This is a genomic window from Agromyces sp. NPDC057679 (assembly GCF_042799635.1).
Classification (GTDB): Bacteria; Actinomycetota; Actinomycetes; order Actinomycetales; family Microbacteriaceae; genus Agromyces.
Genome location: NZ_JBHVIK010000004.1, coordinates 421,730 through 447,725, shown reverse-complemented (window position 1 = coordinate 447,725; position 25,996 = coordinate 421,730). Strand labels below are relative to the sequence as shown.

The window sequence follows — 25,996 nt, the reverse complement described above, 5'->3', positions numbered from 1 at the left end:
TTCCACGACTGGATGTCGTTCGACAGCGGCACCTTCTCGGGCAGCCAGAAGTTGTTCACCAGGCGGTTCCAGACCTCGAGGTCCTTGTCGTCCTGGATGCGGTTCCAGTTGATGGGGTGGGTGAGCGCGGACGTCATGCGGTGGTGGTTCCTTACTGGGTGGGGGCGATGTTGCTGGTGACGACGATCGAGGCGACCACCTTCACGGTTGCGGGCTTCTTGTTCGGACGGACCCAGACGTTGCCGATCGCGGCGTACTCCTCGTCTACGTGGGCGGCGCCGAGCTCGAAGTCGTCTGGCACGAAGAGGAGCGCAGAGCTTCGGGCCTCGTCGAACGCGTCGGCGAGTGCGTGTCTGCGGAGCTCCTTCGCTGCCTTCTTCGACACGCGGACGGCCGGGTGCGCTTCTTCGATCGAGTACCCGACCGTCATGAGCCGGTGACCGAGGCCTCGAAGGTGGCCGGCCTTCGTCTTGAACTCTCCGGACGTGCGGTTGACGCTCTTGACCTTCACGTGCGCGTAGGTGTCCGCCCAGTCGGCGAACGCCTTGGCGGCGGGGCCGGCAAGGGTGAAGGTCACGGTGGCGTTATTCGGAAGCTCGATGACCTTCGAGATCGTCGCGGTCGTGGTCACAGTGGTGGTGCTCATGGGGCCCTTTCGCCTCAGAAATGTCTGAGACGTACATGCGCGGAATCGGCTGGCGTCAGCTCAGGAAAGGTGCCGGCCGGAAGCGAGCAGCAGCGCCCATGCGGCGAGCGTCACCCCGCATGTGATCGTGCCGGAGGTGACCAGAGTGGTCAGGGTGTGGTCGTTCACCCAGAGGTGGCTGGCGCCGGACTTCGGCTCCCGGTAGAGGGTGTCTTCGCCAGGCTGCGCTTCGAAGAGCCAGACAGCAGCCTGCGTGTCCAGCAGGCCGGGCTCAGGTCGGAACGACCCCACCCTCACCGGGTTCGGGAGGACGAGGCAGTTGATCTCCTCGACGAGCTCACGCTCCGCTTCCGCTGCGGACAGGTCTGCCGCCCATCCGCGCGGGAACTCGAGCGAATCGACCCCCGTGGCTGGTCGATACTGCCGAACGAGCCCGTAGAAGTTCATGCCGCGGCCGACGGCGCGCGGAATGGCGACGACGCCGAGCCCGGTGCCGGCGTGCACGGTGGTGACGGTGTCCTCCTGGCCGTCCGGCCGGATGAACGGAGTCTCCAGCAACTGCACCTTCGTGTTCTCGTAGGTGAGCTTCCGGTCGCCGTTCTGGGTGAACATGTCCGAACCTGTCATGGCCTGCCTTCCAGGGGTTCGCAGCGGCGTGCTGCAGGTGGAAGACATGCGGCGACGCGTATCGCGTGCTCTCAGGCGACCTTGTTTCGGCCGGAGGAGAGAAGCAGCCCCCACGCGGCGATCGTGTGCGCGCACGTGATCTTCCCGCTGTTGATCATCCCGATGATCTCCCCCGGGCTCAGCCACCGGTGCGTCGCTCCGGACTCCGGTTCGGCGAACAGCTCGTCCTCGCTCGGCTGGGCGTGGAACAGCCACACGGCGCACTGGTTGGTGAGGAACCCGGTGTCGGCGTGGATGACGCCGAGGAGAACCGGGTCGCCTGAGACCGCGCAGTTGGTCTCCTCCTGCAGCTCGCGGCGCGCTTCTTCAGCGCTGAGGTCCTGGGTGCCGCCGCGGGGGAACTCGATCGTCACCTCGTCGATCGGGAACCGGTGCTGCTCCACGACGCAGTAGTAGGTGAATCCGCGTGCGATAGCCCGTGTGATGGCGACGCCGCCGAAGCCTGAGCCGACGGTTGCGGTGACGTACGACCCTGCGGATCCGTCGGGCGTCGTCACCGGCGTTTCGTCGAGTCGGACGAATCGGTTCTCGAGCTTCACATGTGGTTCCGCTGCCCTGGTGTACTTCGCGTGTTGCATCCTCTTGCCTTTCGGTGCCTACTCACACATGTGCGCGGCAGCGCAATCAGGACCGCATTCGAATCGCGGTGCTCCTCACACATGGCCGGCGAGGTGCCTCTGGTGCTCATCGTGCAGTGCGGTGCGCTCGGCGATCCGGCAGCGGAGGTCACTGAGGACCTGGTTCCTGTGGGTCCAAGTCCACCGGAAGCGGAGGAGCTGCTTTGAGCCCTTCATCCCGAGAAGCAGGCCGAAGACGGAGAAGCCCGCGAGGAACGGGTTGTCGAGCACGATGGAGGACGCGACCGCGGCGACGAGCACCGTGACGCCAGCGACGATGACCGCCCAGGCGTTCCGAGCGACAGCTCGCGGGTCCACCGTGTCGTAGAACTCGATGGTCGCAGCGAGGGCATGATGCAGCCACTGGATTTCGCGGGTGTCGTCCCCGGTGTCCTCGCCGGCCGTGAAGACGCGGTCGTGCATGTTCGTCATGGTGGTGCCATGCGCGGCCGGCGCCAGGGACGACGAAGGCGCGGCGCCTGACCATCTCGGGTCGGGCGCCGCGCCTGTCGGTGGCCCTCAGATCAGAGCGCGCAGGAGACGCACATCTCCAGCTCGGTGCCTTCGAGCGCCATCTGCCGGATGCGGATGTAGTAGATCGTCTTGATCCCCGCCTTCCAAGCCTTGATGTACGCCTTGTTCAGGTCGCGGGTGGTGGCGTCGTCCTTGAAGAACAGGGTGAGCGAGAGGCCCTGGTCGACGTGCTGCGTCGCCGCGGCGTACGTGTCGATGACCTTCTCGTAGCCGATCTCGTACGCGTCCTGGTAGTACTCCAGGTTCTCGTTCGTCATGAACGGCGCCGGGAAGTAGACGCGGCCGAGCTTGCCCTCCTTGCGGATCTCGATCTTCGAGGCGATCGGGTGGATCGACGCCGTCGAGTTGTTGATGTACGAGATCGAGCCGGTCGGCGGGACCGCCTGCAGGTTCTGGTTGTAGATGCCGTGCTTCTGCACCTTCGCCTTCAGCTCCAGCCAGTCTTCCTGGGTGGGGACGGCGACGCCGGCTGCTTCGAAAAGGTCGGCGACCTTCTTCGTGGCCGGGGCCCACACCTGCTCGGTGTACTTGTCGAAGAACTCGCCGGACGCGTACTTCGAGTCGGCGAACCCTTCGAACGTCGCCTTCTTCTCCTTCGCGATCTTGTTCGACGCGGAGAGCGCGTGGAACAGCACCGTGTAGAAGTAGATGTTCGTGAAGTCGACACCCTCCTCCGAGCCGTAGAAAATGCGCTCGCGGGCGAGGTAGCCGTGCAGGTTCATCTGCCCGAGGCCGATCGCGTGGGATCGGTCGTTGCCGCTCGCCACCGACGGCACGGACTGGATGTTCGACAGGTCGGACACCGCAGTGAGGCCTCGGATCGCGGTCTCCACGGTCTTCCCGAGGTTGCCGCCGTCCATCGCGAGGGCGATGTTCAGCGACCCGAGGTTGCAGCTGATGTCCTTGCCGATCTCCGCGTACGAGAGGTCCTCGTTGTACGTCGACGGGGTGTTCACCTGCAGGATCTCGCTGCACAGATTCGACATGTTGATGCGGCCCTTGATCGGGTTCGCCTTGTTCACCGTGTCCTCGAACACGAGGTACGGGTAGCCCGACTCGAACTGCAGCTCGGCGATCGTCTGGAAGAACTCGCGCGCGTTGATCTTCGTCTTCTTGATGCGGGCGTCGTCGACCATCTCGCGGTAGTGCTCGCTGATCGGGAGGTCGGCGAACGGGACGCCGTAGACCTTCTCGACGTCGTACGGCGAGAACAGGTACATGTCCTCGTTGTTCCGGGCGAGCTCGAAGGTGACGTCGGGCACAACGACGCCGAGCGACAGCGTCTTGATGCGGATCTTCTCGTCGGCGTTCTCACGCTTCGTGTCGAGGAACCGCATGATGTCGGGGTGGTGCGCGTTCAGGTACACCGCGCCGGCGCCCTGGCGGGCACCGAGCTGGTTGGCGTAGCTGAACGAGTCCTCGAGCAGCTTCATGATCGGGATGACACCCGACGACTGGTTCTCGATCTGCTTGATCGGGGCGCCGTGCTCACGGATGTTCGAGAGGAGGAGAGCGACGCCGCCGCCGCGCTTCGAGAGCTGCAGCGCCGAGTTGATGCCGCGGGCGATCGACTCCATGTTGTCCTCGATGCGGAGGAGGAAGCAGGAGACGAGCTCGCCGCGCTGCGCCTTGCCGGCGTTCAGGAACGTCGGGGTGGCCGGCTGGAAGCGGCCGCCGATGATCTCCTCCATGAGCGCCTCGGCGAGCTTCTTGTCGCCGCGCGCGAGGAGGAGTGAGGCCATGACGACCCGGTCCTCGAAGCGCTCGAGGTAGCGGCTGCCGTCGAAGGTCTTCAGCGTGTAGCTCGTGTAGTACTTGAACGCGCCGAGGAAGGTCTCGAACCGGAACTTCTTCGCGTACGCCCTCTTCGTGAGCTCCTTGACGAACGGGACGCCGTACGTGTCGAACAGCTCGGGCTCGTAGTACTGCTTCTCGAGGAGGTACTCCACGCGCTCTTCGAACGAGTGGAAGAAGACCGTGTTTTGGTTGACGTGCTGCAGAAAGTACTCCCGCGCCGCCTCACGGTCCTTCTCGAACTGGATGTTGCCGGCGTCGTCGTAGAGATTTAGCATCGCGTTCAGCGCGTGGTAGTCGTACTGGGCGGTTCGGTCTGGAGCGCCGATCACTGTGCTTTCCAAAAGGAGTCCAATCCTTCATCGACGACGCGGACGTCGTCTGGGGTTCCGAATAGTTCGAACCGGTAGAGCAGCGGGATGCCGCACTTCCGGGCCACGACGTCGCCTGCTTTGCAGTAGGCGTCGCCGAAGTTGGTGTTGCCCGCGGCGATGACGCCGCGGATCAAGGCCCGGTTCTCTGGGTCGTTCAGGAACCGGATGACTTGCTTCGGGACGGCTCCGCCTTCTGCGCCGCCGCCGTACGTTGGCAGCAGTAAGACATACGGCGAAACCGGGGTGACCGGCGTGTCGCCGGCACGGAGAGGGAGCCTGGCAGCAGGGCGGCCGAGGTTCTCAGCGAACCGGTGCGTGTTCCCGGACACGCTGGAGAAGTAGATGAGCTCGACCACCGGTTCAGCGCACCTCGAAGGGCGCAGTTCCGGAGGGTGCCGAGGTCGCCATCATGCGATGTAGGTGTGCGGCCAGTCGGGTCGGCATTCGGCTCCAGTGGGCTGTCGGGCGGACCACATACATGCGCGGAAAGTGGCCCGGCCGACGTCTCCGGTCAGGCGTCTTTAGCAGCGAACCGAAGCTCGGCGATCCGGTCAGGCCACTCTTCGGTGATGTCCGACCCGAACGCATCGCGGACGGTGAGTCCGGCGAGAGGCCGGCGGGCTTCGACTGCGGAGACGATCGCGGTGTGAAGCTCCGCCCAGTCAGACGGGTTCGTCTGCCGTGCGGTCCGCTGAGTCGGGAGAGTCACGGTCACCGACTTCTGGTGGTCCTCCCAGAGAGATGCGTCACCGTAGTCTTCGATGAACCGGAGACGGCGGGCCTCCCACTCGCGGGCAAGCCAGGCGTCCTCGATCTCCTTGAACAGCTGGGACACCTTGCTGCGCAGCGAACGCACGTGGTCGTCCACGGTCCCCCACGCCTCGGCGTCCGCGCGCACGCGCTCGACCGCATCGACATCCGCCCAGACGAGCCGATGCCGCTTGATGTCCTGCTCCCAGGGTGCCTGCATGCCGGTCGGGACTGGCTCGTCGTTCCGGAATCTCCGGTTCGCGCGCCGCCAGTTCTCGACACTCTCGTAGCGGTGGCGCCCGAAGTCGCCGGGCTTCTCAGCCCAGATCTCGAACGACTTGGTCTGGAAGCTGGCGTCGTGCTTCCCGGTGAGCTCCGCGCCCTCGGTGGCGAGGGTGGCCGTGGTGCCGTCGACGTAGTGGACTGCTCCGTGGATCGCGGCGTACCGGAACTTGTCCTCACCGAGGATGACGCTGATCGGCGTCCACCCCATCTTGCCAGCGTACTCGAGTGCCTTCTCGATGACCTCGTCGATTTCCGGGTCGGTGAGGTGGTCCTGACGCGACCCCGTCAGGTCCCATCCAGCCCATGCCTCGTCCTCCCAGAGGATCTCCCACCTGGCGATCGAAGCGCGGGTGAGGTGCTGCCAGTCGCGGATCTCCGAGACCTTCCCGGACGGCTTCACGATGATCAGCCGGACGAAGAGCGTCTCCGTCGCAACCTTCGTGTTCCACTTCGGGTCGCTGCACTGCCACTTCCGGATGATCCGCTGAACAGCGACGTAGTCGTTCGTGCGGCGCGCGACAGCGAGCAGGTCGCTGTAGGTGTCGCGGAGCTGCGCGATGATCTGTTCGTCACCGCCGACGGACGCTGCCTTCGCACGGCGTGCGGCTTCCCGGAGGATGACGCGGGCGGCTTTCGTTTCCGCGTCCTGGTCGCCGTTCAGGGCCCGGTTCCACTTGTTCGCGGTCTTCCACCAGCGGACGAGCTCGTCAGTGCGGTCCTCCGCTTCCAACTCGCCGATCGGGTGCTTCTTCTGCAGCTCAGCGGTGAGGAGCGCCCGGAACGGAGCCTCTTCTTCACGCTCTCGAATCAGGAGCTCGAGCGCTGCACGCAGGGCAGGGAACATCTTCAGGTAGGCGCGGCGTTCGCTTCGCGACTCGAGGTAGTAGCGGAGCTCCTCCTCAGTGACGAAGTCGATCGGGACGACCGTGTTATCGTGCCCCATGATCGTGAACGACGCCCGCGTCTTCGCAGGCCGGAGCCCGTAGTCGGTCCACACCTCGTCGGTGCGCGCGTAGGTGAACACCGGGCAGCCGTCGGAGTCCATCCGGGTGATGGTGTGCACCTGCAGCGACTCCGGACTTCTGGCCGTCGTCGGGGAGATGTTGTCGATCTGACCTCGACCGTTCCAGTCTCGGCTGGTGACGGGGCGGTAGAACCCGACAACCCGGATGCCCGGGCGGACGAGCTTCATCTTCTCCGAAAGCCATGCGTCGAAGCTCGGCCGTCCGGAGTCGATCGCGTTCTCACCATCAGTGATGACGCGGACGTGCCCGGCGTCGTAGGAGGACTGCTCGATGACGGAGACGCCTTCCGGCAGCGGCCGGAGGTAGGCGGTGCGGTCGACGAGCCCCTGGACCGTCAACGCGATCTTCATGTAGTGGCGGGTCTTCGCGTTCGCGTGTTTCTCCGCCTTCACCCACTCATCGGTGCCGGGCTTCAGCGGCTCCGAGGCGCCGTCGCGGCCGCGGGTGAGGAACAGGGAAGTGAACTCGTCCGACTTCGGGACGAGACGCTCCCCGACGGTGAACTCCTCGGAGATGTTGATGCGGTACAGGTTCTCCCCGTTCCGGATCAGAAGCCAAGAGAGGTGATTCAACTTGTTCCTGGCGTCGTCCTCCCAGGGGTCCCCGGTGAACACGTCGGACCGCCGCGCGATCGCCGCGACGATGCTCTTCGGCTCCGGGACGACCTGGTCGAGGTGACGCGGGTCGGCGAGCAGCCACGCGTCGAACTCCTCCACGTCGGAGTATTCGATGCCGCCGGCTTCGGCGTTCAACGCGCTCTCCTCGTCGAACGCGACGACGGTCTGCCGGATGATGAGCGGTTCGGTGGCCGGCGCCGGGACGCCTTCGCGGATGGTGTGCACCCACTCGTCACGGCCGAGATACAGGTTCAGCGCTTCGATGCCTTCGGCGGCGATCTTCGCCTGCTCGATCATCGGTTCGAGCGTCGCCATGATCTCCTGCTCGCGGCGTCGTGCTTCGGCGAGCATCGCCTCGGCCGCCTTACGGGCGGTCTCGATCTCGTCGCGGACCTTCGCCCGCATCTCGAGCGCGGACTTCTGCGCGTTCATCGCGGTGCGTGCCTGCAGCGCCATCCGCTCCTTCCGAGCAAGTGCGGTGTCGACTCCGGTGACGGCGATCGCGGTGCCCTGGACGGCGTCGCCTTGCTCTGCGGCGGCCGCAACCGTGCGGCCGAGCTCGTCGAGGGCGGCGTCGACGCCGTCGAAGTTCACGGGCTGGTTCTGATTCATGTCCCGACCATGCGCGGGCTGGTCAGCTGAACATGTCAGCCCCGGTGAGCCATCCTTCGAACTTCGCTGGCTCCGGTTTCTTCCTCGATTTCGTTGCGCTCTGGACGGGAGCCGGTGGTTCCTCGAAGATCTCCCGCACACTCGAGCCGAAAACGGACTGGAGGATCGGCAGCAGCATCTCGTCCGATGTCATCGCCAGGTGGTGGTTCTCGCGCTGTCTGAGCGTCCACTCGAGGGCAGAACGCAGCGCGGAAGCATCGGTCGGGTCAGCGACCAGGACGTTGTCGCATGGGTACCCGGGCCGGCTCCGCAGGGCGAGCACGCGAAGCCGGCCAGGCACTTCGTTCGTGGCGTCCACGGGCCGGACGAGGAACGACAGGTCGAGCGACTGCTTCGCAGCTTTCAGCAGGTCGAGGTCACCGTCCTGCATCGGGCCGAAGATCGGAAGGGGGACGCTCACGAAGCCTCTTTGGGGAGTCTGGAGTCGTGACCCGGCCCGTGATCGTACGGGCGCTGGCACGGCTCCCACACCCATTCGTCGGGGCGAACCCTGCGAGGCACAAGCTCACCACAGGTCTCAGGAAGGCTTGCTCTCCTGGCTTTGCGGCGCTGGATCCGTGCTTCGAGGACCAGCGAGTCGAAACGTCTGCCGCCGGGCACACCGGTGAGGATCTCACCGCGGGCCTCCTCGAACCTCATTGCTGCCGTGGAAGCCTCGAGCACGGTTACACGCTCGGAAGTCTTCGACGGGTGCTCCAGCCACCACGAGTTCCTCCTCGCGTAACGGACGACGCGGCCGCCGTCCGGGTGCGTGGCATGGACGGTGTAGAGATCGTTCATCGGCCGGCCGACTCCGCTTCGGCGGCGTCGTGGGCCACCTGGGCGAGGGTGACCTTGCCGTGGTCGATGTGTGCTCGGATCTTCTCCGGGTGGTTGACGAGAGCGAGGACGTCGTCCTGGAAGACTCGCGTCTCGAACACGTCGACGAGCGGGGTGTACTTCGTGGCGAGGTTCAGCACCATCTGCGGGCGCTGACCGACGGTATACCCGAGGCTGAACGCGTTGTCGACGAAGTCGGACAGCTTCACCATCGCGACCTTCGGGTCGGTGATCGTGTCGGCGACGTGCTCGCGGTAGAGCTCGTGCTTGCGTGCGCGTGTCGCGCCCTGCGGCATCGGCGGGTTCGTGACCGCAGCGACGAGCCGTGCGGTTTCGGCGCCGAACATCCGGGCGACGACGTCGATCGCGGTGTCCACGCCGAGGTTGGGGCCGAACTTCTCGGCGATCTCCGTCGGATGATCTTCGACGGTGTCGTGGAGGATGCCGGCGAGGATGATGTCGAGGTCGGTGACGCCGTACCTGATGAGGCGGACGGCGACCCGGAGCGGGTGCGTGATGTACGGGTCGCGCGGCAGCGGTCCGCGCTGCGCTCGGGTGTCGTTCCGGTGCACGTACGACGCGAACGCGATCGCCCCGCGGAGCGTCTGCTCAGCGGAGGGGTCGGGGAACTCGTGGACGATGGTGTCCGCGAGAAGCGACGGGTCCATCTCCTTCAGCGAGAGCTGCGATCGGAAGTCGTGCACAAGGTTCATCATGCACTGCCCATGCGCGGGCCCAGCCCGCTACGCGGCAAGCGCGTACCGGAGCAGATGCGCCGGCGGTCTGCCGAGCGCGAGCAGGTCGTCGGTGTGAGGCACCGGGAACGGGAGCTCTTCGTCGTCGAGGATCGAAGTGACCGCGTAACCGTTGCTGCGGTTCGCTCCGATCAGCTCGTGGGCTGCCGCGATCGTCGTGGCGGGCAGGCCGCCGGCTGCGACGAGCGCCGCATGAAGTGCGGACACTTCAGCGGCGGTCGCGGCGTCGAGCGTCCCGCCTCCCCAGATCAGGTCGGAGAGGTCGACGTTGGTCATCGCGTCGCGGGCACCCCGGCAAGGTCGACGCCGGACGTGAGGATCTTCCCGGCGCCGGTCGCGACCGCCCAGCCGCCTTCGACGTGACGGACGAGGCGGATCATGCCGTGACGGGTGGCGATCTTCTTCTCCTTCAGGAACTCGCGGGCGACGTCGTCAGTGAGCTCGAGGCCGTGGCGCTCGAACATGTAGTCGCTGAGTTCCGTGGTGCGGACCTGATCGATTGCCCGCAGCTGGAGGGCGTTGTAGACGATGACACCGCCGAACGCGAGGCCGGCGAGGAGAAACACCACGAACCCGATCCATCCGGCGACTGGGCTGCTGTTCGCGAACCCTCCGAACAGGATGATGGTGGACACGAACGACGCGACGGCCATCACGATGGACGGGATGAGGAACCGGAGGTCGAGGTCTCGCTCGGTCAGCTCGAGGTTGTCGTGGGTGCGCTCAGACATGGGGGGTGCTCCTTCTTCCGGGCGCGGAGGTAACCCGGTGAAGTTCACATGCGCGGAACAGGAGCTGACCGCAGGTTCGGCATGCGGTCAGCTCCTGTGAAGCCGATCAGATGTGCTCGGGGAGCGCTGTAACGATCTTCTCTGCAGCGTCACGGCAGGACGGGCAGATGAACGTGTAGCCGACGTCGTCGCTCTCGGCCTCGAGGTTGAGGAGGTCGGCTTCGCGGAGATCCCATGCGACCTCTCGTCCGCAGAGCGCCTTGGTGTCGGCTCCCCCGCCGGTCTTCATCCCCTGCTCGGAGAGTTCACGGATGTGGTTCGGGGTGGTGGGACCTGCGGTGGCCGTCTCACAGTACGTGTACACCGGTGCGCTCTTCTCGGGCATGGTTTCTCTCCTTCGTCGGAGACCTCATGCGCGGGGGTTCAACGGAACCGGCGGTCTCGGCGGATTGCGGCGAGAACGAGCGTACCGCCGGCGAACAGAAGCAGACCTGTCGCAGCGATGAACGAGGCGGTGATCGCGAAGATCGGGGCGCCGGAGGTCTCCCTGAACGTCGACGTATACGCGGTGACCGGGCCGACAGACCCGATCATGCCGCCGTCCGCGGTCACGAATTCCGCTTTCACGTTCTGGCTGCCGGGGTCGGTGTTGGTGAGCGGTGAGCTCGGGCCTCGGATGTCCGGGCGGGTGAGGGTGTCCGGTTTCGGGGTGGGTGCCGGAGGTGGTGGCGGCGCCGGGGGCTCCGCTGCAGCGGTTTCGTTCTCCACGTCGTCTGGGCTCGACGGCTCAGGGGCCGGGTCAGGTGCAGGTTCCGGATTCGGCGCGGGTTCCGGCGCCGGCGGTGCCGTGTCGGACGGGTAGCCGGCGAAGATCTGAACCCATTCGTACCCGCCCTGGTCGAACGCGATCCCGACGCGGGTGTACACCGGCTGGAGGATGTTCTGACGGTGACCGGGTGAAGCCATCCAGGCTTCCATCACGGAACCTGCAGTACCGAACCCTTCGGCGATGTTCTCACCGTTGGTCTGCCACCCGCCGGGGATCCGCGCGGCTCTCCAGTCGTTGCTGGAGTGGTCGAAGTTCCCGGTCCTGGTCATGTACTCCGCCCACTCCCGGGCGACAGCGTCCAGGGTGGGGTCTCTGATGAGGTTTCGGAGGCCGGCGTTCGCGCGGTGCTGGTTGACGATGGAGAACACCTCGTCCTCCTTGGTGCCGGCTTGCGTCACCGTTGGGGTGATGAGCAGCGCAGCGAGAACGATCGCCAGGAACGCGGTTGCACGTCGCCGCATCTGCACCTCCAAGCTTCGGCTGTTGCTTGAAGATGTGTGCGGTCACGCAAACCGGTGTCAGGGTGTGACGTCGTCGTGCACGTTCACCCTCGACAGCTCGAGCGACCCGTCTGGCAGTTTCCAGAAGTGGAGGCGGCGTGCGGACGCCGTGTTCTTCTCCACGTACGCACGCATGCATACGGCGCCGTCGTCCCTCATGACGGGCAGGTCGTTGCCGCCTCGGCCGGTGCGAAGCGGGTGGATGCCGCGGGTGCCGAGCCTTCCGGTGAGGACGTCGACCGCGCAGCGGAGCGCTTTCTGCTGTACGGCGGGGTCGTGACTGCGCAGCGACTCGGCGAAGTCGTGCCCGATACCGAACGCCGGCAAAGGGAACTCAGCTTTGTCCTGTGCTGGGACGCGGTTCACCCAGGCGGCGTAGAGAGCGAACCGGACCGCTTCTCCAGGGTCGAGGAACGCGTCCCAGGGCACCTCCGCGGCGGGCGGTTCGGTGGGGGTGACGTTCTTCCGCGCAGTCTTCCCGTTCCCGCGGGCGGCGAGTTTCGCGCGGAGGTCGTTGGAGGTCTGGATTTCGGAGCGGATCTCGCCAGCATGTTCGCGTCGCATCTGCTCAAGCCTCGAGCGGAGCGTTTCGTTCGATTGGCGTAGAGCTTCGAGCTCCGTGGTCGCGACCGTTGATTCGGTGGCGTGGTGCGCTTCGGTGCGCGCCGAAGCGGTCTGCGTTGAGTAAGAGTAATGGGTTCTCGTGACGCCGTCTCGGGCTTCTATGGCCGCTTGTATCAGCCCCGGCAGTCGACGTTCGCCTTCCTCTTGGTCATACGCGAGCACCAGTCGACCGGCGTGCATCGGCAGGGGCGGGGCCGGGTAGACCCGGGCGGCACCTCCGTAGACGCGGAGGTTGTCGGGCACGAGATCGGTGAACTGGAACGACAGGGCCCCAGCGGGGATGACGTAGACGTCGGCGAATTCGGCGACCGCAGCGGCGATGTGGGCAGCGTTGAAGTGGGGCTGGTTGTGCTCGTTGCTCGGGGTGCTGATCAGCACGAACACACGCCCGCGTTGCGGGTTGGTCAGCGCGTACGCGAGCGCGCGGACGTCGAGTTCGTCACGGACGATGCAAGGTTCTGCCGGCGATGTGGTCATCATTGCGCCCGACAATACCTGTCATGCGGGCCGAAGTGACTTCGCCGGATACGGTTCCGGCCGGCGGCCGGGGATCGACACGAGACAGGTCCCCTGATGAAAGGCCAGAATTTCGCCGTAGAGGCTCCCGACCTTCACCTTCATCCCAACGTCGAGGGTTGCCGGGTTCGCGTCGATCCAGGCTCGCGCGAGGTTCGCGAGGATCGTGGGGGTCGACCCGGACTCCGCGTCGAGGGTCGTCACGTGGATGCCGTCGGTGGTCCCCCAGTGCTCTTGGCGCTGCTCGAGGACCCGGAACTCGCGGCCGTCGATGTGGATGATGGTGTAGTCCGAGCCGTTGTGCTCGAAGGTGCTTGCGTACATGCTCAGTCCCCTTGAGATGGTTCGGGAAGGGTGTCCGGCTCGGGTGCCGGATCGTCGAATTCCTCCCAGGTTTCGATGACGGGGATTCCCGCCTTCTTCGCTCGTCGGATGCAGTCCCGGGTGCCGCTGTTCTTCTCGCCGCGCTTCAGGAACGCGAGGCAGATGTCGGCGCCGGCGTCGACCATTCGTTGGTTGCGGGTGAAGCCAGCGAGCGGGTCCTTCTCGCCGTTCGGGAGCCGCCAGTTCGCCGGGTGCACCTCTTCGGTGAGCCGGTCCCTGTTCTGCTTCGCGATCTGGCCTGCGAGCCGGTCGGCTCCTCGAGCTGCACCGTGGCGGATGACCATCGGCTGCCGGCCGGCGTTCACCCATGTCTCCTTGATGGCGTCGGCGATCGTCTCTCGGTGCTTGATCTCACGGCTGCCGGTGATGAGGATCGTGTAGACCATCAGGCCACCCCGAGAAGTTCGGTTGCCATGGTGAGGAGACGCTCTTTGACCGCCTGGTCTCGGCGGTGTGCGGCGAGCTCGAGCAGGTTGAAGATCCGCTTCTGCTTGGCGTTCTCCATCTGGGCGATGGACCCGGCGAGCACCGCCCTGGTCTGGAAGTCGAGCTGGTCGAGTTCGGGCAGTGCGAGGACGACGGTTTCGAAGCTTGCGACGAGGTCCTGGTCGGTGAGGCGTTGCTCGGTTGCGAGCACATGGAGGTCCGTCATGCGGCCTCCCGCCCGAGCAGGAAGCTCTCGAACAGGCCGGCAGGTGCCTCGTCATCGATCGAGGGCGCGTCGACGCGCGCGGACTTCCGCACCTCGGTGATGACGGTCGCCGGCACCCCTCGAGGCGAGTCGACGAGTTCGTCGTTGCGCCATGCGAAGCGGCCTTCGTCGATTCGGACCACGGAGTGAAGCCCCGGGTACTGACGGAAGGAGAGCGGAACGTCCGTGTTCGTCACGAAACGGACGAGCTCGTGGTGGTCGTGCCCGACTCCGGCGACGATGACGGCTGGGCCCTCTTCACCTGTGAGCGGTACGTCGTACACCTCGAACCGGGTTGCGGCGCGGTCGCGGAGGTCGTCGCCGGTCACGGTGGGTCGGATGAGGCCGCCGAGCTGAGCGCGCCCGGTCATCGGGCGCCGCCGGATGATCTGGTTGTCCCGGTGCCGGAGGCTGTTGGCGTTCGTCGCATGCTGTCTTCCTGTTCGCCCGCGATTTCTGCGGGAGTTCATCAGCGACATGCGCGGGATCGCGGTTCAACGCAGGAGCGCGACGAGCTCCGGGCGGAACCAGAACGAAGCTGCAAGACCTGCCGGAGCCCCGGCGGTGATGAGTATCGCGATCGGCGGTGATGCTTCGACGCTGCGATGCCGAAGCCACAGCCGGGCGGAGGAGGCAGCGTTCACGGCGATCACCGCGGCCGCGCACAGCAGAGCCGTCAGCAGGTCAACCGATCCCGCGGCAGAGAGCACCAGTGACACCAATACGACATCAGCGGGACCGGCGGCGCCACCTGCAGCCAGGACTGACATCACCGCTGCGACAATGACGAACACCGCGGCGGCAGCCAGTAGCGACCCGCCCGGGGTGGACGTCACACCGCCGATGATCGCGACGACAGCGAAGACGACGAACAGCACCGCCTGCCAGGCTTCCACGCGGCCATGCCGATTCACCGCCTGGCAGAACCATGCGGACAGGACCCCGACCACGGTGAACGTACCCTGGAACGCGAACCCTGCCGGCGCAGACGCGATCGCCGACGACAGCCCGACCGCGCCGATGAACATCCAAGGTCCCGGTTTCCGGAACGTCAGATCTTGCAGGTCACCAGCGAGGGCTGCCGCTGTCACCCCGCGTAGCCGGCGACTGCCGGTGCGACCGCGAACAGCGGCAGGATCGCCGCGACGACGATGAGAATCGCCGCCGAGTACGTCGCGAACATCCCGAACGGCTCGACGGTCCGAGCGAAGGTCTCCAGCTGCTCGTCCGACGCGGCACGCATCTTCGATGCGGCGCGGTCAGCGACCACGGCGCTTCTCTGGTCGAGCTCGCGGCCGTGCAGCAGCGCGCGCACTTCCTCGGGGAGGAGTCGGAGCTCGTCGAGGCAGACCGGTGCGACCTCCCCGGACTGCACCTTCGCCGCGAGACGGTACGCGTCAGCCCGGTACGAGTCGTACCCGGCAGCGTCGCCGGCCGCTGCGATCGCGACCTCCGGCGAGGCTCCGGATCTGAGGAGTTGGCCGAGCACCGTCAGGAAGCTGGCTGCCCCGTCGAGCTTCACAGCCTGACCGAGTGCCGGCACGAGGAACAGGGCGCGCTGCGTGACGTTCCGGAACGCGGCGAACAGGTTGCCGACGTTCAGGATCAGCGCGGCGCCGAGGAGGAAGAGCGCAGCCGCGGCTGCAGCTGGCTGTGCGGCCGCGGCAATGTCGAGGACGGTTCCGGCCGCACTGGGAACGTCGGAGTTCAGCTTCTCGAACGTCTTCACGTACTCCGGGACGATGAAGGTTGCGTCGATCCAGAGCAGCGCGGCTGCGGCGACCAGCATGGTGACGCCTGGCACGGCGAACCCGTTGAGCCTCCGCTCGAGCGGACGACGGGTCTGGATTCGCCCGGCGGCTCCCGCGAGGATCTCCGCAACGGAGGTCTCGTTGTCGTACTCGACGAGCCGGCGCACCGACATCGGGATGACCGGTTCCGCGGCGAGGACCTGTCGAAGTGTCATCGTGCCGAGCTCAAGGCCTGCGGCCGCACGCGCGAAGGAGCGGCCGATGTCGTATCGGTTGAACCGCGCTGCTGCTGCCGTCAGCGCTGCGTGGTCGTTCTCGACGAGCAGGAGAGTGGAGAGGTAGTCGAGCGCTTCAGCGATGACGTTCTCGCTAGCTCGTCGGCCGCGAAGCATTTCCGTCTCATACGGGTTGGATGCGAGCGCGTCGGTCATGTGTCCTCCTGCTGGGTTGCGCGGGCCAGGGCATTCGAGGTGTTGACATGCGGCGACCCGGGCTTCACGCTGCCTGCGCTGAAGCGTGACCGCATGAGCTGTGTCCCGACATCCGCCTCCTGAATTTCTCGATCGAGGCGCGATGCGACGCCGATACCTCCGGGGTCCAGTCGCGGTCGCGGATCACCTCGGCGAGCAGGGAGCTCTCCCAGTGGCGGGGGCGGGCGCCGAGGACGGCGTTCGCGGCGGCGAGGATCTCCCGTCGGCAGTATCCGAGCTCGAGCAGATCAGGGTCTTTCGCTGCGGCTGAGTGCAGATGGGAGAGGTTCCGGTCGCCGCGTTCAGCGAAGTAGGAGACGAGCCCGCGGAGGCGTACAGCTGTCATGCCGGCGTGCGGGGCGAGGAACATGGTGACCTGATCGACTGCCTCATCGACCGAGGTGAGTGGTGACTCGGGCGGAGGCTGTTCGCACACCCCGGTGAGGTCTCCGCCGACGTCGACGCGGAAGAACCCGCCGAGCTGTTTGCTGAGCTCGCGGCGGATCATCGCGTACAGGTAGGTCCACTGTTCGTACGCGTTCTTCAGCCCGGCGAGCGAGGTCGGCCGGGCGAGGATGTCGACAGCGGTGTTCGACACGTCGTACGGGTCGCACGGCGTCCCGAACCGTCGTCTCAGCCAAGAGGAGATCGGAACCCCGAAGCTGTCCGCGATCCGCTCGTACAGCCATCGGCCGTCTTCACTGGACCACCACGCACCGTACTGGTCGCGGTCTTCGGGGATGGAGCGGATGCACGCTCGAAGCTTCTCTCCTTCGTCAGCGTCGATGGCCAGCTCCTTGCCCGGGTTCTGTAGGCGCAAGGTGCGCGCTCACAGAGGGGAGGCATGCGGCGAGCTACCAGTCGCGCGGCCGGGTTGATCCGATCAGGCAGGTTCCGTAGTGGGTGGCTTCGATCGCCTGGGAGGTGAACTTCCCGTGGCCGACGTCGCCGATGACGCAGCGGTCTTCCCATCGGACTGAGAACTGCACGGTCTCGGCTTCGTAGCCGACCGGGGTGCGCGTCTCGGTGACTTCGATCAGCTCGCCAGGCACGCCGGCGGCAACGAAAGCTGCGGCGTAGACGGCACCGTCCATCGAGCCGGTCGCAGCCACCTGCCCTGCGACGTCGTCGAAGAACAGCTTCGCGGCCGCGTCTGTGGTCGTCTCTCCGTAGGACGGCGGCGGCGCCGGTTCGAAGTTCGGGTCGTTGGTCTCCACGGCTGCCGGAGGCGCTTTCGGTGGAACGGGCGCCGGGGCTTGGATGACGAACGACCAGAGGATCGCTGCCACGCCGAGGGTGCCGGCGACCGCGGTTGCGAGGGCGAGGTTCGTGCGGGTGCTCACCAGTGGACTCCTTGATCCGCTTCGATGTCGAGTAGCGGTTGGACGTCGGCGGGCGCCGGCTCAGATCGTGGTGTGAACGACACGAATGACGAGTACGCAACGACACGTTCGGTGGCGACGTACCTGGGGTTGCAGGAGATCAGGGTGAGCAGGTGGTCGAACCCGATGTTCTCCGTGTCAGGCCAGTCGTTCAGGACGGACACGTGGGACGGGTCGACGTAGACGGAGTTCCGGTACCGGTACTGGTACCAGCCGTCGACGGTTTCGACGTAGATGGGGTCGCCGATGCGGAGTTCGGCGAGGTTCCAGAACGGAGATCCGTACGCGGACCTGTGCGCCGTGATCACCGAGTTGCCGGCGCCGCCGAGCATGGCGGTCTGCTGGTACCGTCCTGCGGATCCGGTGTCGAGGATCTTCTCCTTGTTGGTGCCCTCGAGGATCGTCACTTTGAATTCGTCGCCGAGCCGGGGTGCGTAGAGGACACCGACGATCGAGCCGAACTCGGCCGGTTCGGAGTCCAGGTCACGGTGGGCCTGTTCGGCGATCGCGCTGATGTCGATGTCGGCCGTCTTGCGCGACAGGGAGGCGTACTCAGTCGCCCATTCGGTGCTCTTCTCGGTCGCGTGCGCGATCTGGGCGGGATGCGATGGTGGGCCGGGGGTGAGTTTCCAGCCGAGGTACCCGCAGGTGAGGAGCCCTGCGGTGAGGAGGAGCTCGAGCGCGACGGTGACCGGGTCGACGTGTCGTCTCGGTGATCGGTGTCGGCTCACAGCTGCCTCCTCCCCTGCATGGTGGTCTTCAGAATGTGCGCGGCAGCCCGAAGGCTGCAGGTCACGCGGCCTGCTTCCGCTCCCACTCCCACTTCTCGCGGAGCGGGTAGACGATCTCCCGCCAGTTCCGAGGGTCCGTCATGCGAGGCCCGGGGCTCTGCTGGTTGTACGGGTCGTCCCACACGACATGCGTCCAGACCGGCTGGAACCGGCCGGTGATCTTCGGCTTGTCATCGATGAGGACGTCGGCGTCGAGGATCGTCTTGTCCTGCAGGATGACGGCGCGGTGGGCGGCGTCCGAACCCCAGTTGTCGTTCAGCCAAATCAGCTTGTCGGACGCGCAGGTGGGGTTGTCGAGCGCGCTGGCGGTGCCGATGAACACCTCGATGCCTTCGTCGAGCATCTCGAAGAACGCCTGACGGGTGCCTTCCACCTCGGTGAGGTCCTTGTACACCCCGGGGGTGTTCATGGTGCGGGTGATCGCTTCCAGCTCGTCCGGCTCGAGGAAGCTGGGGAGCTCCCAGCGCAGGTGCTCCTCTTTCGGGCGGATCCGGATGCCGGGGTTGTCGGCGCGGGTCTTCCGGATGATGTCGTCGTACCAGTGCACGATCGGTTCGTCCATGTCCCAGACGACGGTGAACGGACGCTGCTCTCGGCTGCGGAAGTCGTTCCGCGGGGTTCGGCGGATCGGGTCGATCTGGTTCCGCCATGTCTGCCAGTTGCGGAGTCGCGGGCCCGGGGTGTTCTGGTTGTACGCGGAGTCGTAGACCACGTGCTCCCACGTCGGGGTGTGGGCGCCGTGGATCTCGTGCTTGTCGTCGACGAGCGCGTCACCGAGGATGATCGTCTTGTCGAAAGTGAGGACGCTCCGCTCGGTCACCTGCCGGCCGCCGCGCTGGTCGAGCCAGGCGAGCTTGTCGGACGCGCAGGTGGGATTCTCGAGCGACGGGGTGCTGCAGATGAACGCTTCGTCGCCGGCGTCGAGCATGTCTTGGAACGCGTCGAACGACCCGTCGACCGCGTTCAGCGTCCGGTACAGGCCGGGCTGCTTCATGGCGTCGTGCATTGCGGAGCGTTCCGGCTCCGCGGTCGTCTTCAGGAAGTAGTAGTCAGTGCGGGTGCCGGCGTCGGCGATGTCGACGTCGGGGTGGAGTTTCCTGGCGAGGTCGACGACGCCTTCCTCCCAGGAGGCCATCGGCCGGTCCATGTCGAAAAGGGTCGTGAATTGGGGTCGCATGTGAACCCCATGCGCGGATTACGCGGCTTGCGCCTGTTCGAGGTGTCCGTCGTACCCGCCGGTGAGGAGCCACAGTTGGGCTCGGTGCACGCCTCGGCCGATGATCGGTTCGACGAGCGCTGCGATGACCGGGCCGTTCAGCCCGGGGTCGTCGTCGAGGGTTGCGAGGAATGCGGCTGCGGCTGGGTCCGCGGCGATCGCCGCTTCTTTCGACTTCCGCAGCCAGTACCGGTAGTCGATGGTGGCGAGCGAGTTCGCGGAGATGGTCGCGCGGTCGTTCTCGGTGAGGCTCGAGAGGTAGGTCTTGACGGTTTCGGCTGCGGGGTAGTCGAGGTGGAGCATGTCTTGAAGGCATGCGGCGGACACGAAGAAGGCCTCCACGTTCCCTACCCGGTGTGGAGGCCTTCTTCGTCTGATCCCTCGTTCGGCCAACCCGAAATGAAACACCGAACGCAGAGTGTCCTTGTGCGGCACGGCCCAACGTGCCCGGACTCAGGAAGCGTATGCGATTCGAGGGGGTCTTCGAGGCGGAAACCGTCGCTCCTGGCTGGGTAAAAGCTGGGAGTGATTCAGGGTGAATCTGGTTTCAGTTCGGGTGTTGATTCAGCCCGGGTTCAGGCGACGCCGGTGTGCCCGCCGCCACCGATCCCGCGCTCCGAGTCCGACAGCTCGTCGGTCTCCGTGAACACGGGGACGAGGTATCGCTGGAACATCATCTGCGCGATCCGGTCGCCCGGTTCGACGGAGAACGGGTGGCGGCCGGCGTTGTGGAGGACGACCATGATCTCGCCGCGGTAGCCGGCGTCGACGAGGCCGGGCGCGTTCAGCACCTGGATGGAGTGCTTGAGCGCGAGGCCGGAACGCGAGCAGATCTGAGCGACCGTGTCGTACGGCATCTCGATCGCGAACCCGGTCTTCACGAGGACGGTATCGCCGGGCTCGAGGTGATAGGGCTCGACGGATCGGAGGTCGACGCCGGCGTCGCCGAACGTCGCCTGCTTCGGGATCTGCGCGTCGTCGTGGAGGCGGAGGAACTTGACGTTGATGTGCTCGATCTCGAGCTCAGCGATGGTGGTCATAGGTCTCACCCATGCGCGGACGCAGGCCCGATCGTCACGTCCTGCGGGTCGATGATCGAGTCGATCCACGGGAACCCCCAGGCGAACAGCGCAAACACGGCGGCCGCGGCGAGGAGGACGAGCAGGAGGATGCGAAGCCAGAGCGGCCCGGGGAGGATGCGAAGCAGTGCTGCGTACACGTTGGTCCTTACTGGTTGAGAAGAGGGGCGACTTCTGCCGGCGGCTTGTCGAGCGAAGCGAAGGACTCGAACTCCCCGTACGCCACCCAACGCTCATCCGATGAGTACAGGGGGTGGCAGGTGATCAGAGTGATGGTGCGTTTCGTCGGTTCGGCGTCCGGCTGACGGGGAACTGGGAGCACCACTTCGACCTCGGTCGGCTCGACCAGCTCTGAGCTGCGGAAACGGTACGTGTACCAGCCATCGGCGGTCTGCACGATGATCGGGTCGCCCGGCTGCAGCTTGTCGATCCAGTGCATCGCACCGCCGTACGCGGAGCGGTGACCTGCGACAGCGAAGTTCCCGAGCTCGCCCGGCATCTGGGTGCCCGGGTAGTGGCCGATGCCGAGATCGAAGCTGTTCAGCACCTGGTCGCCGAACCCTTCGGCGATGTTCCTGCGGTAGTCGTCACCGAACCTGGGGACGTAGAGGACGGCGAAACCGGTGCCGGCGGCGGGTGCCACCCCGACAGGAGGGTTGTACCGGTCCGGAGGCACGGCCGGTTTCCGGTGGTCGTAGTCGTCGATCCACTCTTTCGACTGGCTTGACGCAGCGGCAGTCTGCTGGTTCGCGGCGACGGAATCCTGCCACCACAGCTTCCAGCCGAGGAAGAGCAGGACGAGCACTCCGGCTGTGAGGAGCAGCTCGCTGACGATCGTGAGGATCCGGTTGCGGAGCATGACTTCTACATGCGCGGTCTTTCCGCGCATGTGTATGTCGGCGTCCGGACCCTGCGAATCTGCTCGGTTTTGCGGCGAGTGATGCATGTGCAAGCAGCGGGGTCCCCTGAACAGGGGCGCTCCTACGGCGACCGTGTGCATTACAAGCAGCTGCTGACGGCCGCCGTGAACCACAGCAATTCATGACAAGGAATCACATGAAGAAGAGCACTACCCGGATCGGCGCGCTCGCGCTGACCGGCGCCATCGTCGGATCGGGTCTGGCGGGAGCGTTCGTCGCCCCGGCATTCGCGGCCGAGCAGGGGCCGAAGCCAGAAACCCTGGTAAAGGCGGCAGTCACTGAGGTCACCGGACCGGCGGACTGTGCGGCCGGCACCACTCCGATCCGTGAGGTCACCGAGATCCACCAGGACTGGCTGTGGGATGAGAACGCAGACGACGGCCAGGGCGGCATCGGCGCATGGGTCGCCGACCCGGCCGGACCGACCGGTGGCGTGGAGACGTTCACGACCCGGGCTTCGACGACCGCTGAGCGTGCGGAGGCCGAATGCGGCCCTGGCGACACGCCCCAGCCAGCGCGCGTGACCACGAAGGCCGCATACACGGGCGCCGAGTCGCTCGACTGCGAGCGAAACGAGGTCACGTGGACCAACTACGGCGCCGAGTGGTACGACTTCGTCTGGGACGTGAACCAGCAGAAGTTCGTCGCAGGCGAGACCCAGTTCGACGCAACTACCTCTGGTTCGCGCCCGGCGACCGCTGAGGAGTGCGACGACACCGAGAACCCCGGCGGCGGCGAGGGTGAGAACCCTGGCGGCGGCGAGGGTGAGAACCCTGGCGGCGGCGAGGGTGAGAACCCTGGCGGCGGCGAGGGTGAGAACCCTGGTGGCGAGAACCCCGGTGGCGAGAACCCCGGTGGCGAGAACCCCGGTGGCGAGAACCCCGGTGGCGAGAACCCCGGTGGCGAGAACCCCGGCGGTGCTGAAGAGCCGAAGAACGACGTCAAGCAGAGCGACGCAGTCGCCGGCGAGGACTTCCGAGTCACCGGCTCCGGCTTCAAGCCGAACGAGGTCGTGAAGATCTACCTGCACTCGGACCCGATCTTCCTCGGCACGCTGACCGCTGACGCCGCTGGCAAGATCGACGGCTTCGTGAAGATCCCGGCCAACGCACCGGCCGGCGAGCACCACATCGTCATCGTCGACACCGCAGGCGTCGAGTACACCTCCGGCACCATCACCGTCAAGGCTGCCCCTGCTGCCCCGGCCGCAGTCAAGGCCGAGGTGAAGGAAGAGTCGCACCCCGACACCGGGTTCGGCCTCCTCGCACCGCTGAGCGGGGCGCTGACGCTCCTCGCCGCCGGTGGTGCGGCGTTCGTGGCGCGTAAGCGCCTCGGCGCAACCGCGTAGGTCCAGCGCGTAACCAGAAGCCCCGCCGCTCGAGTCTGAGCGGCGGGGCTTCTGCATGCCCGTCGAGCGTTTTGCCGAAAGCCGACGTGGAGGTACCCTGAACCGCTGCGTCACGCCTCCGGCGCCCACCGGAACCAGGGCGCGCAGCCACAACCCCGCAGCCCCCGCGGGAACCCGAAAGAGAGGCCCGCCGAACACCCCGTCGGCGGGCCCTCACTCATTCAGCCGAACTCAGGCGAACCCGAGCGCCGCAAGGTCGGCGCCGGTCTCAGCCATCGCGATCAGCATGCTGTCGCGAGTGGTCACTATTCGGGGCTGGTACCTGAGCGGCATCCCAGCCTCGAGCGGTGTCCGGTCGGCCTTCAAGTTGTTGCATGCCTTGCACGAGGCGACCGTGTTCATCCACTGGTTCGGGTTCCTGGTGCACCGCGACTTCGGCATGATGTGGTCGATCGTCGACGCTCCCCCGCGCCCGCAGTACGCGCAGATCCGCCCGTCTCGCTCGAGCACGCCGCGGCGGGACCACGGCTGCACACCCCACCGGTACGGGACCCTCACCATCTCGCGGAACTGCACGACCCGAGGGATCGGGATCTCACCGGTCGCCGACCGGTAGGACGCACCGGGAACCGCTTCGACGATGACTGCTCGCTCGCGGACAAGGAACGTCAACGCGCGGTGCAGCGGCACCACGGCGAGAGGTTCGAAGCTGGCGTTCAGCACGACAACGGCGGTCACGGTCTCTTCCTTTCATCGGTTCTTCGGCAGGTGTTCAAGTCGGGGTGTTGCAGGGTCTCCACAGCGAATGAAGGAACTGGAGGCGGCTACGGGATTCGAACCCGTGTGTACGGTTTTGCAGACCGTCCCCTGGCCTCTCGGGCAAGCCGCCGGGGTGAGCTCGGTGGTGCTGAGCTCATGGATTGGACATGCGGCCAAGAGCCGCTGTAGACATGCGCGTATGGAAGAGCAGACGAGCCCGGACGCCGGCGAGGTCGTGGCGGAGTACGAATCCCGGATGTGGGATGCCGCCGCCGAGGTGGCTGCCGCCAGGCGTCTGCTCGACGAAGCAGATCGCAGGCTGCAGTTGGCACGGGATGCGGTAGCTCCGGCGATCCGCCGCTACGGCGCCGCGCTTGGGCTCGACGATCGGAAGGTCGACCGGGAGGTCATCAGGGCTCTGTACTGGGACCACCCGGACATCCGCGCGAAGGACATCTCCGACGCGTTTGCGATCCATGGCGGGCCCGGCGCGGTGCACCTGCTGACCGGTGCTTCCGAGGCGCAGGTGCCGTGCGTCGACGGGTGCGGAACCATGATGCGGATCACGAACCGCAGCTCCTGGTCACAGGCGCGTCTCTGCGGCCCCTGCAAGGCCGCTCGGACCGACAGGGCTCAGCAGCGCTACGAGGAGGGCTACGCCCGCCACGAGGCCAACAGAGCCCGTGAGGAAGCCGAGGACCGTGCGTGGGTGCGTGAGCAGCTCGAGGCGGGCCTCACCCCTCAGCAGATGCTGAAGTCGTGGCAGCCTGAGGTGACGAGCTCGCTTGCCCGTGCGATCTTCGCTGAGCGGATGATCGCGGAGCTGTCCGCAGACCCCAGCTGACCGGTCAGGGCAACGTGTCGAGCCACGCCTCGATCGTCGCACGGGGCACCGGGGTGAAGTCGTGTGCGTCGACGCCGACGTGGAACTCACGTGATCCGGGTCGGGTTGCTTCGGTCGAGTGGGTGTGTCCGTGGATGAGCGGCAGCCCGGTGTCGACTGGGCGGTGCTCCCGGTACCGTTCGACGTCCTTCCGAGAGTCACCACGGTACGGGTAATGGCTGGCGAGCACACGGCGGCCGCCGATCGTCAGTTCGACGACCTCGTCGAGGATCGTCCAGCCGGCGGCTTCGTACACCGGGCGGAACTTCTCGATGTAGGCGGGCTTGTTCGTCGCCTTCGAGAGCCGGTCGTGGTTGCCGGGCAGGAGGTACCGGTCGCCGTTGAGGGCGGAAGTCAACATCACCCCGTTCTCGAACGACCCGAGTTTCAGGTCGCCATGGTGGAGAACCTTGTGCCACGGCTTCACATTCCGGTTCCACCTGGCGATATGTTCGCCGTTCATGTGGCCGGTAGAAGAGAACGGACGGTCGCAGAAGGGGATGATCCGATCGTGGTCGAAGTGGTGGTCCGAGGTGAAGAAGTCGAACTCGGTGTCGAGCTTTGGGTACTGCACGTCACTCCTCCCGCGTGCCCGGTCGAAGCCGAGCCTTGCTGTCGACGAACTCCGCGATCCCGCGCTCGGGGGCGTCACCGAACACCGGCTTCAGCCGGTTGAACTCGGCAGTCCCGGTCTCCCCGGTTTTCGTGTTGGTGAACTCGGACACCCCCGAGGTCATCTCGAGGTACAGGTGCCGGCCGTGCCGGAATCCGTGAGGGGTGAAGTCGGGGTCCTCTCCGATCGCACCGATCAGCGCACGCCTGTGGGGAACGCTGATGCGGTCGAGGCGTTTGTGCGAGTACCAGACCCCGGCGGTCATCGTCATCGAGTTCGCCCATCCGACCTGCTGGCGCCATCGGAAGTACCGGCCGGCCTCGTCAGGGTGGATGTTGAACGCGCGGCCGTCGAAGACTGCCATGTGGTCGCCGTCGTCGAGGATCCGCTGCGCGTTGAACGCGGTCGACGCGACCGAAGCACAGATCGACGCGAGCTTCTGGACACCGCCGCCGTACGGCAGGTCACCGGTCTCGGACGGGCGGATGAGGACGTTCACCTCGTCGGACTGCACGAACACGTACTCGACCTGCGGGATCTGCTTCGCGATCGCTTTCGCCGCGGCGTTCATCGCTTCGATGAACGACTCGTCGGCGGGTGCCTGCAGGTGGCGGGTGTACGTCGAGAAGCGTACTCCGTCGACGCGGACGATCACCGGCAGTGTGCCGTCAAGGCGGGTTTTCGCCGCGGACTCTCGTTCGCCGAACAGCGACGATGAACTCTGCGTGGTGGGGTCTTGGTCGCGGCTCACGGTCCGCCTCCTTCCGGTTCACTGACCACATGCGCGGTGCGGACGGAGGTGTGATGTTCAGTTTCTGCGCGGGTTCAGGGGAACTGAACGTCGACGGAAACTGAACGCGCGGACTTCGCGGATCACATGTGCGGTGCCGACGGGATGGCGTTTCAGTCTCTGTTGGTTTTCGCGAAGACGAAA

The 25,996-nt window shown here is 66.1% G+C and carries 35 protein-coding genes and 1 tRNA gene; 2 read left to right on the top strand and 34 right to left on the bottom strand.

Annotated elements, in window-relative coordinates:
* The 30 genes from ACFVAJ_RS19390 to ACFVAJ_RS19245 form a co-directional block, all read right to left on the bottom strand.
* A partial coding sequence (locus tag ACFVAJ_RS19390; RefSeq protein ID WP_376947076.1) for a ribonucleotide-diphosphate reductase subunit beta occupies positions 1 to 137 on the bottom strand: 137 nt, incomplete at its 3' end.
* Positions 138 to 151: 14 nt separating this feature from the next.
* Entirely contained in the window at positions 152 to 646 is a 495-nt protein-coding gene (locus tag ACFVAJ_RS19385; protein WP_376947053.1) for a hypothetical protein, read from the bottom strand.
* 60 nt (positions 647 to 706) lie between these two features.
* On the bottom strand, positions 707 to 1,258 hold the full coding sequence (locus ACFVAJ_RS19380; RefSeq protein ID WP_376947051.1) for an NUDIX hydrolase: 552 nt from the start codon (positions 1,256 to 1,258) through the stop codon (positions 707 to 709).
* Between the two features lie 86 nt (positions 1,259 to 1,344).
* Positions 1,345 to 1,911: an NUDIX hydrolase gene (locus ACFVAJ_RS19375; RefSeq protein WP_376947049.1), complete on the bottom strand. Its 567-nt coding sequence runs from the start codon at positions 1,909 to 1,911 to the stop codon at positions 1,345 to 1,347.
* 75 nt (positions 1,912 to 1,986) lie between these two features.
* On the bottom strand, positions 1,987 to 2,373 hold the full coding sequence (locus ACFVAJ_RS19370) for a hypothetical protein (protein ID WP_376947047.1): 387 nt from the start codon (positions 2,371 to 2,373) through the stop codon (positions 1,987 to 1,989).
* Positions 2,374 to 2,474: 101 nt separating this feature from the next.
* Positions 2,475 to 4,610 carry a class 1b ribonucleoside-diphosphate reductase subunit alpha gene (gene nrdE, locus ACFVAJ_RS19365; protein WP_376947045.1) on the bottom strand — a complete coding sequence of 712 codons (2,136 nt, stop codon included), beginning with the start codon at positions 4,608 to 4,610 and terminating at the stop codon, positions 2,475 to 2,477.
* Positions 4,607 to 5,008, bottom strand: coding sequence for a class Ib ribonucleoside-diphosphate reductase assembly flavoprotein NrdI (gene nrdI, locus ACFVAJ_RS19360; protein WP_376947043.1), 402 nt, complete (start codon positions 5,006 to 5,008; stop codon positions 4,607 to 4,609). Before nrdI ends, nrdE begins: the two co-directional genes overlap by 4 nt.
* 155 nt (positions 5,009 to 5,163) lie before the next feature.
* A complete protein-coding gene (locus ACFVAJ_RS19355) occupies positions 5,164 to 7,941 on the bottom strand; it encodes a hypothetical protein (RefSeq protein ID WP_376947041.1) in 2,778 nt (925 codons plus the stop codon).
* Positions 7,942 to 7,963: 22 nt separating this feature from the next.
* On the bottom strand, positions 7,964 to 8,401 hold the full coding sequence (locus tag ACFVAJ_RS19350) for a hypothetical protein (protein WP_376947039.1): 438 nt from the start codon (positions 8,399 to 8,401) through the stop codon (positions 7,964 to 7,966).
* Positions 8,398 to 8,781 (bottom strand): hypothetical protein, encoded by a 384-nt coding sequence (locus ACFVAJ_RS19345; RefSeq protein ID WP_376947037.1) that lies wholly within the window; start codon positions 8,779 to 8,781, stop codon positions 8,398 to 8,400. The genes ACFVAJ_RS19350 and ACFVAJ_RS19345 overlap by 4 nt, the downstream gene beginning before the upstream one ends.
* Entirely contained in the window at positions 8,778 to 9,536 is a 759-nt protein-coding gene (locus ACFVAJ_RS19340) for an HD domain-containing protein (RefSeq protein ID WP_376947035.1), read from the bottom strand. The genes ACFVAJ_RS19345 and ACFVAJ_RS19340 overlap by 4 nt, the downstream gene beginning before the upstream one ends.
* Before the next feature lie 27 nt (positions 9,537 to 9,563).
* On the bottom strand, positions 9,564 to 9,851 hold the full coding sequence (locus tag ACFVAJ_RS19335) for a hypothetical protein (RefSeq protein ID WP_376947033.1): 288 nt from the start codon (positions 9,849 to 9,851) through the stop codon (positions 9,564 to 9,566).
* Entirely contained in the window at positions 9,848 to 10,306 is a 459-nt protein-coding gene (locus ACFVAJ_RS19330; protein WP_376947031.1) for a hypothetical protein, read from the bottom strand. The genes ACFVAJ_RS19335 and ACFVAJ_RS19330 overlap by 4 nt, the downstream gene beginning before the upstream one ends.
* A gap of 106 nt (positions 10,307 to 10,412) precedes the next feature.
* Positions 10,413 to 10,691, bottom strand: a complete 279-nt coding sequence (locus ACFVAJ_RS19325; RefSeq protein WP_376947029.1) for a hypothetical protein — start codon at positions 10,689 to 10,691, stop codon at positions 10,413 to 10,415.
* Between the two features lie 38 nt (positions 10,692 to 10,729).
* Positions 10,730 to 11,602 (bottom strand): CAP domain-containing protein, encoded by an 873-nt coding sequence (locus ACFVAJ_RS19320; protein ID WP_376947073.1) that lies wholly within the window; start codon positions 11,600 to 11,602, stop codon positions 10,730 to 10,732.
* A gap of 51 nt (positions 11,603 to 11,653) precedes the next feature.
* Complete coding sequence (locus ACFVAJ_RS19315) at positions 11,654 to 12,739, bottom strand: hypothetical protein (RefSeq protein WP_376947028.1); 1,086 nt, start codon at positions 12,737 to 12,739, stop codon at positions 11,654 to 11,656.
* An 18-nt stretch (positions 12,740 to 12,757) separates the two neighbouring features.
* Positions 12,758 to 13,099 (bottom strand): hypothetical protein, encoded by a 342-nt coding sequence (locus tag ACFVAJ_RS19310; protein ID WP_376947026.1) that lies wholly within the window; start codon positions 13,097 to 13,099, stop codon positions 12,758 to 12,760.
* Positions 13,100 to 13,101: 2 nt separating this feature from the next.
* The gene (locus ACFVAJ_RS19305; RefSeq protein WP_376947024.1) at positions 13,102 to 13,545 is read right to left on the bottom strand and encodes an SLOG family protein; all 444 of its coding nucleotides are present in this window, start codon (positions 13,543 to 13,545) and stop codon (positions 13,102 to 13,104) included.
* Positions 13,545 to 13,811, bottom strand: a complete 267-nt coding sequence (locus tag ACFVAJ_RS19300) for a hypothetical protein (protein ID WP_376947022.1) — start codon at positions 13,809 to 13,811, stop codon at positions 13,545 to 13,547. Before ACFVAJ_RS19300 ends, ACFVAJ_RS19305 begins: the two co-directional genes overlap by 1 nt.
* Positions 13,808 to 14,221, bottom strand: a complete 414-nt coding sequence (locus ACFVAJ_RS19295) for a hypothetical protein (RefSeq protein WP_376947020.1) — start codon at positions 14,219 to 14,221, stop codon at positions 13,808 to 13,810. The genes ACFVAJ_RS19300 and ACFVAJ_RS19295 overlap by 4 nt, the downstream gene beginning before the upstream one ends.
* Positions 14,222 to 14,344: 123 nt before the next feature.
* Complete coding sequence (locus ACFVAJ_RS19290) at positions 14,345 to 14,878, bottom strand: hypothetical protein (RefSeq protein ID WP_376947018.1); 534 nt, start codon at positions 14,876 to 14,878, stop codon at positions 14,345 to 14,347.
* 59 nt (positions 14,879 to 14,937) lie between these two features.
* Entirely contained in the window at positions 14,938 to 16,032 is a 1,095-nt protein-coding gene (locus ACFVAJ_RS19285; protein ID WP_376947017.1) for a type II secretion system F family protein, read from the bottom strand.
* 64 nt (positions 16,033 to 16,096) lie between these two features.
* Positions 16,097 to 16,669 (bottom strand): hypothetical protein, encoded by a 573-nt coding sequence (locus tag ACFVAJ_RS19280; RefSeq protein WP_376947015.1) that lies wholly within the window; start codon positions 16,667 to 16,669, stop codon positions 16,097 to 16,099.
* 256 nt (positions 16,670 to 16,925) lie between these two features.
* On the bottom strand, positions 16,926 to 17,414 hold the full coding sequence (locus ACFVAJ_RS19275) for a DUF6993 domain-containing protein (RefSeq protein ID WP_376947013.1): 489 nt from the start codon (positions 17,412 to 17,414) through the stop codon (positions 16,926 to 16,928).
* Positions 17,411 to 18,184, bottom strand: a complete 774-nt coding sequence (locus ACFVAJ_RS19270) for a sortase (RefSeq protein ID WP_376947011.1) — start codon at positions 18,182 to 18,184, stop codon at positions 17,411 to 17,413. Before ACFVAJ_RS19270 ends, ACFVAJ_RS19275 begins: the two co-directional genes overlap by 4 nt.
* Before the next feature lie 61 nt (positions 18,185 to 18,245).
* Entirely contained in the window at positions 18,246 to 19,391 is a 1,146-nt protein-coding gene (locus ACFVAJ_RS19265; protein WP_376947009.1) for a hypothetical protein, read from the bottom strand.
* A 48-nt stretch (positions 19,392 to 19,439) separates the two neighbouring features.
* Positions 19,440 to 19,763, bottom strand: coding sequence for a hypothetical protein (locus ACFVAJ_RS19260; protein WP_376947007.1), 324 nt, complete (start codon positions 19,761 to 19,763; stop codon positions 19,440 to 19,442).
* A gap of 272 nt (positions 19,764 to 20,035) precedes the next feature.
* The gene (gene dut / locus ACFVAJ_RS19255; protein ID WP_376947005.1) at positions 20,036 to 20,500 is read right to left on the bottom strand and encodes a dUTP diphosphatase; all 465 of its coding nucleotides are present in this window, start codon (positions 20,498 to 20,500) and stop codon (positions 20,036 to 20,038) included.
* A gap of 5 nt (positions 20,501 to 20,505) precedes the next feature.
* Entirely contained in the window at positions 20,506 to 20,679 is a 174-nt protein-coding gene (locus ACFVAJ_RS19250) for a hypothetical protein (RefSeq protein WP_376947003.1), read from the bottom strand.
* A gap of 8 nt (positions 20,680 to 20,687) precedes the next feature.
* Positions 20,688 to 21,428, bottom strand: a complete 741-nt coding sequence (locus ACFVAJ_RS19245; protein WP_376947001.1) for a class E sortase — start codon at positions 21,426 to 21,428, stop codon at positions 20,688 to 20,690.
* 167 nt (positions 21,429 to 21,595) lie between these two features.
* Between ACFVAJ_RS19245 and ACFVAJ_RS19240 the strand changes: the two genes are divergently transcribed.
* Entirely contained in the window at positions 21,596 to 22,807 is a 1,212-nt protein-coding gene (locus ACFVAJ_RS19240; RefSeq protein ID WP_376946999.1) for a hypothetical protein, read from the top strand.
* A 231-nt stretch (positions 22,808 to 23,038) separates the two neighbouring features.
* On the opposite strand, the gene ACFVAJ_RS19235 is transcribed toward ACFVAJ_RS19240, so the two are convergent.
* Together ACFVAJ_RS19235 and ACFVAJ_RS19230 are read right to left on the bottom strand one after the other, a co-directional pair.
* Entirely contained in the window at positions 23,039 to 23,545 is a 507-nt protein-coding gene (locus ACFVAJ_RS19235; RefSeq protein ID WP_376946997.1) for an HNH endonuclease, read from the bottom strand.
* A gap of 77 nt (positions 23,546 to 23,622) precedes the next feature.
* Positions 23,623 to 23,696 (bottom strand) — tRNA-Cys (locus ACFVAJ_RS19230).
* Between the two features lie 69 nt (positions 23,697 to 23,765).
* Here ACFVAJ_RS19230 and ACFVAJ_RS19225 point away from each other — a divergent pair.
* Complete coding sequence (locus tag ACFVAJ_RS19225) at positions 23,766 to 24,410, top strand: hypothetical protein (RefSeq protein WP_376946995.1); 645 nt, start codon at positions 23,766 to 23,768, stop codon at positions 24,408 to 24,410.
* A 4-nt stretch (positions 24,411 to 24,414) separates the two neighbouring features.
* Here ACFVAJ_RS19225 and ACFVAJ_RS19220 read toward each other — a convergent pair whose 3' ends face one another.
* Positions 24,415 to 25,023 carry a hypothetical protein gene (locus tag ACFVAJ_RS19220; RefSeq protein WP_376946993.1) on the bottom strand — a complete coding sequence of 203 codons (609 nt, stop codon included), beginning with the start codon at positions 25,021 to 25,023 and terminating at the stop codon, positions 24,415 to 24,417.
* 1 nt (position 25,024) lies between these two features.
* Positions 25,025 to 25,813 (bottom strand): tRNA(His) guanylyltransferase Thg1 family protein, encoded by a 789-nt coding sequence (locus tag ACFVAJ_RS19215; protein WP_376946991.1) that lies wholly within the window; start codon positions 25,811 to 25,813, stop codon positions 25,025 to 25,027.
* Between the last annotated feature and the right edge of the window lie 183 nt (positions 25,814 to 25,996).

Coding starts and splice junctions, on each gene's coding strand:
- ACFVAJ_RS19385 (WP_376947053.1), bottom strand. CDS start 646: ATGAGCACCACCACTGTGACCACGACCGCGACGATCTCGAAGGTCATC.
- ACFVAJ_RS19380 (WP_376947051.1), bottom strand. CDS start 1,258: ATGTTCACCCAGAACGGCGACCGGAAGCTCACCTACGAGAACACGAAG.
- ACFVAJ_RS19375 (WP_376947049.1), bottom strand. CDS start 1,911: ATGCAACACGCGAAGTACACCAGGGCAGCGGAACCACATGTGAAGCTC.
- ACFVAJ_RS19370 (WP_376947047.1), bottom strand. CDS start 2,373: ATGCACGACCGCGTCTTCACGGCCGGCGAGGACACCGGGGACGACACC.
- ACFVAJ_RS19355 (WP_376947041.1), bottom strand. CDS start 7,941: ATGAATCAGAACCAGCCCGTGAACTTCGACGGCGTCGACGCCGCCCTC.
- ACFVAJ_RS19345 (WP_376947037.1), bottom strand. CDS start 8,781: ATGAACGATCTCTACACCGTCCATGCCACGCACCCGGACGGCGGCCGC.
- ACFVAJ_RS19340 (WP_376947035.1), bottom strand. CDS start 9,536: ATGATGAACCTTGTGCACGACTTCCGATCGCAGCTCTCGCTGAAGGAG.
- ACFVAJ_RS19335 (WP_376947033.1), bottom strand. CDS start 9,851: ATGACCAACGTCGACCTCTCCGACCTGATCTGGGGAGGCGGGACGCTC.
- ACFVAJ_RS19330 (WP_376947031.1), bottom strand. CDS start 10,306: ATGTCTGAGCGCACCCACGACAACCTCGAGCTGACCGAGCGAGACCTC.
- ACFVAJ_RS19325 (WP_376947029.1), bottom strand. CDS start 10,691: ATGCCCGAGAAGAGCGCACCGGTGTACACGTACTGTGAGACGGCCACC.
- ACFVAJ_RS19315 (WP_376947028.1), bottom strand. CDS start 12,739: ATGATGACCACATCGCCGGCAGAACCTTGCATCGTCCGTGACGAACTC.
- ACFVAJ_RS19310 (WP_376947026.1), bottom strand. CDS start 13,099: ATGTACGCAAGCACCTTCGAGCACAACGGCTCGGACTACACCATCATC.
- ACFVAJ_RS19305 (WP_376947024.1), bottom strand. CDS start 13,545: ATGGTCTACACGATCCTCATCACCGGCAGCCGTGAGATCAAGCACCGA.
- ACFVAJ_RS19300 (WP_376947022.1), bottom strand. CDS start 13,811: ATGACGGACCTCCATGTGCTCGCAACCGAGCAACGCCTCACCGACCAG.
- ACFVAJ_RS19295 (WP_376947020.1), bottom strand. CDS start 14,221: ATGACCGGGCGCGCTCAGCTCGGCGGCCTCATCCGACCCACCGTGACC.
- ACFVAJ_RS19290 (WP_376947018.1), bottom strand. CDS start 14,878: ATGTTCATCGGCGCGGTCGGGCTGTCGTCGGCGATCGCGTCTGCGCCG.
- ACFVAJ_RS19285 (WP_376947017.1), bottom strand. CDS start 16,032: ATGACCGACGCGCTCGCATCCAACCCGTATGAGACGGAAATGCTTCGC.
- ACFVAJ_RS19265 (WP_376947009.1), bottom strand. CDS start 19,391: ATGGACCGGCCGATGGCCTCCTGGGAGGAAGGCGTCGTCGACCTCGCC.
- ACFVAJ_RS19260 (WP_376947007.1), bottom strand. CDS start 19,763: ATGCTCCACCTCGACTACCCCGCAGCCGAAACCGTCAAGACCTACCTC.
- dut (WP_376947005.1), bottom strand. CDS start 20,500: ATGACCACCATCGCTGAGCTCGAGATCGAGCACATCAACGTCAAGTTC.
- ACFVAJ_RS19245 (WP_376947001.1), bottom strand. CDS start 21,428: ATGCGCGGAAAGACCGCGCATGTAGAAGTCATGCTCCGCAACCGGATC.
- ACFVAJ_RS19240 (WP_376946999.1), top strand. CDS start 21,596: ATGAAGAAGAGCACTACCCGGATCGGCGCGCTCGCGCTGACCGGCGCC.
- ACFVAJ_RS19225 (WP_376946995.1), top strand. CDS start 23,766: ATGGAAGAGCAGACGAGCCCGGACGCCGGCGAGGTCGTGGCGGAGTAC.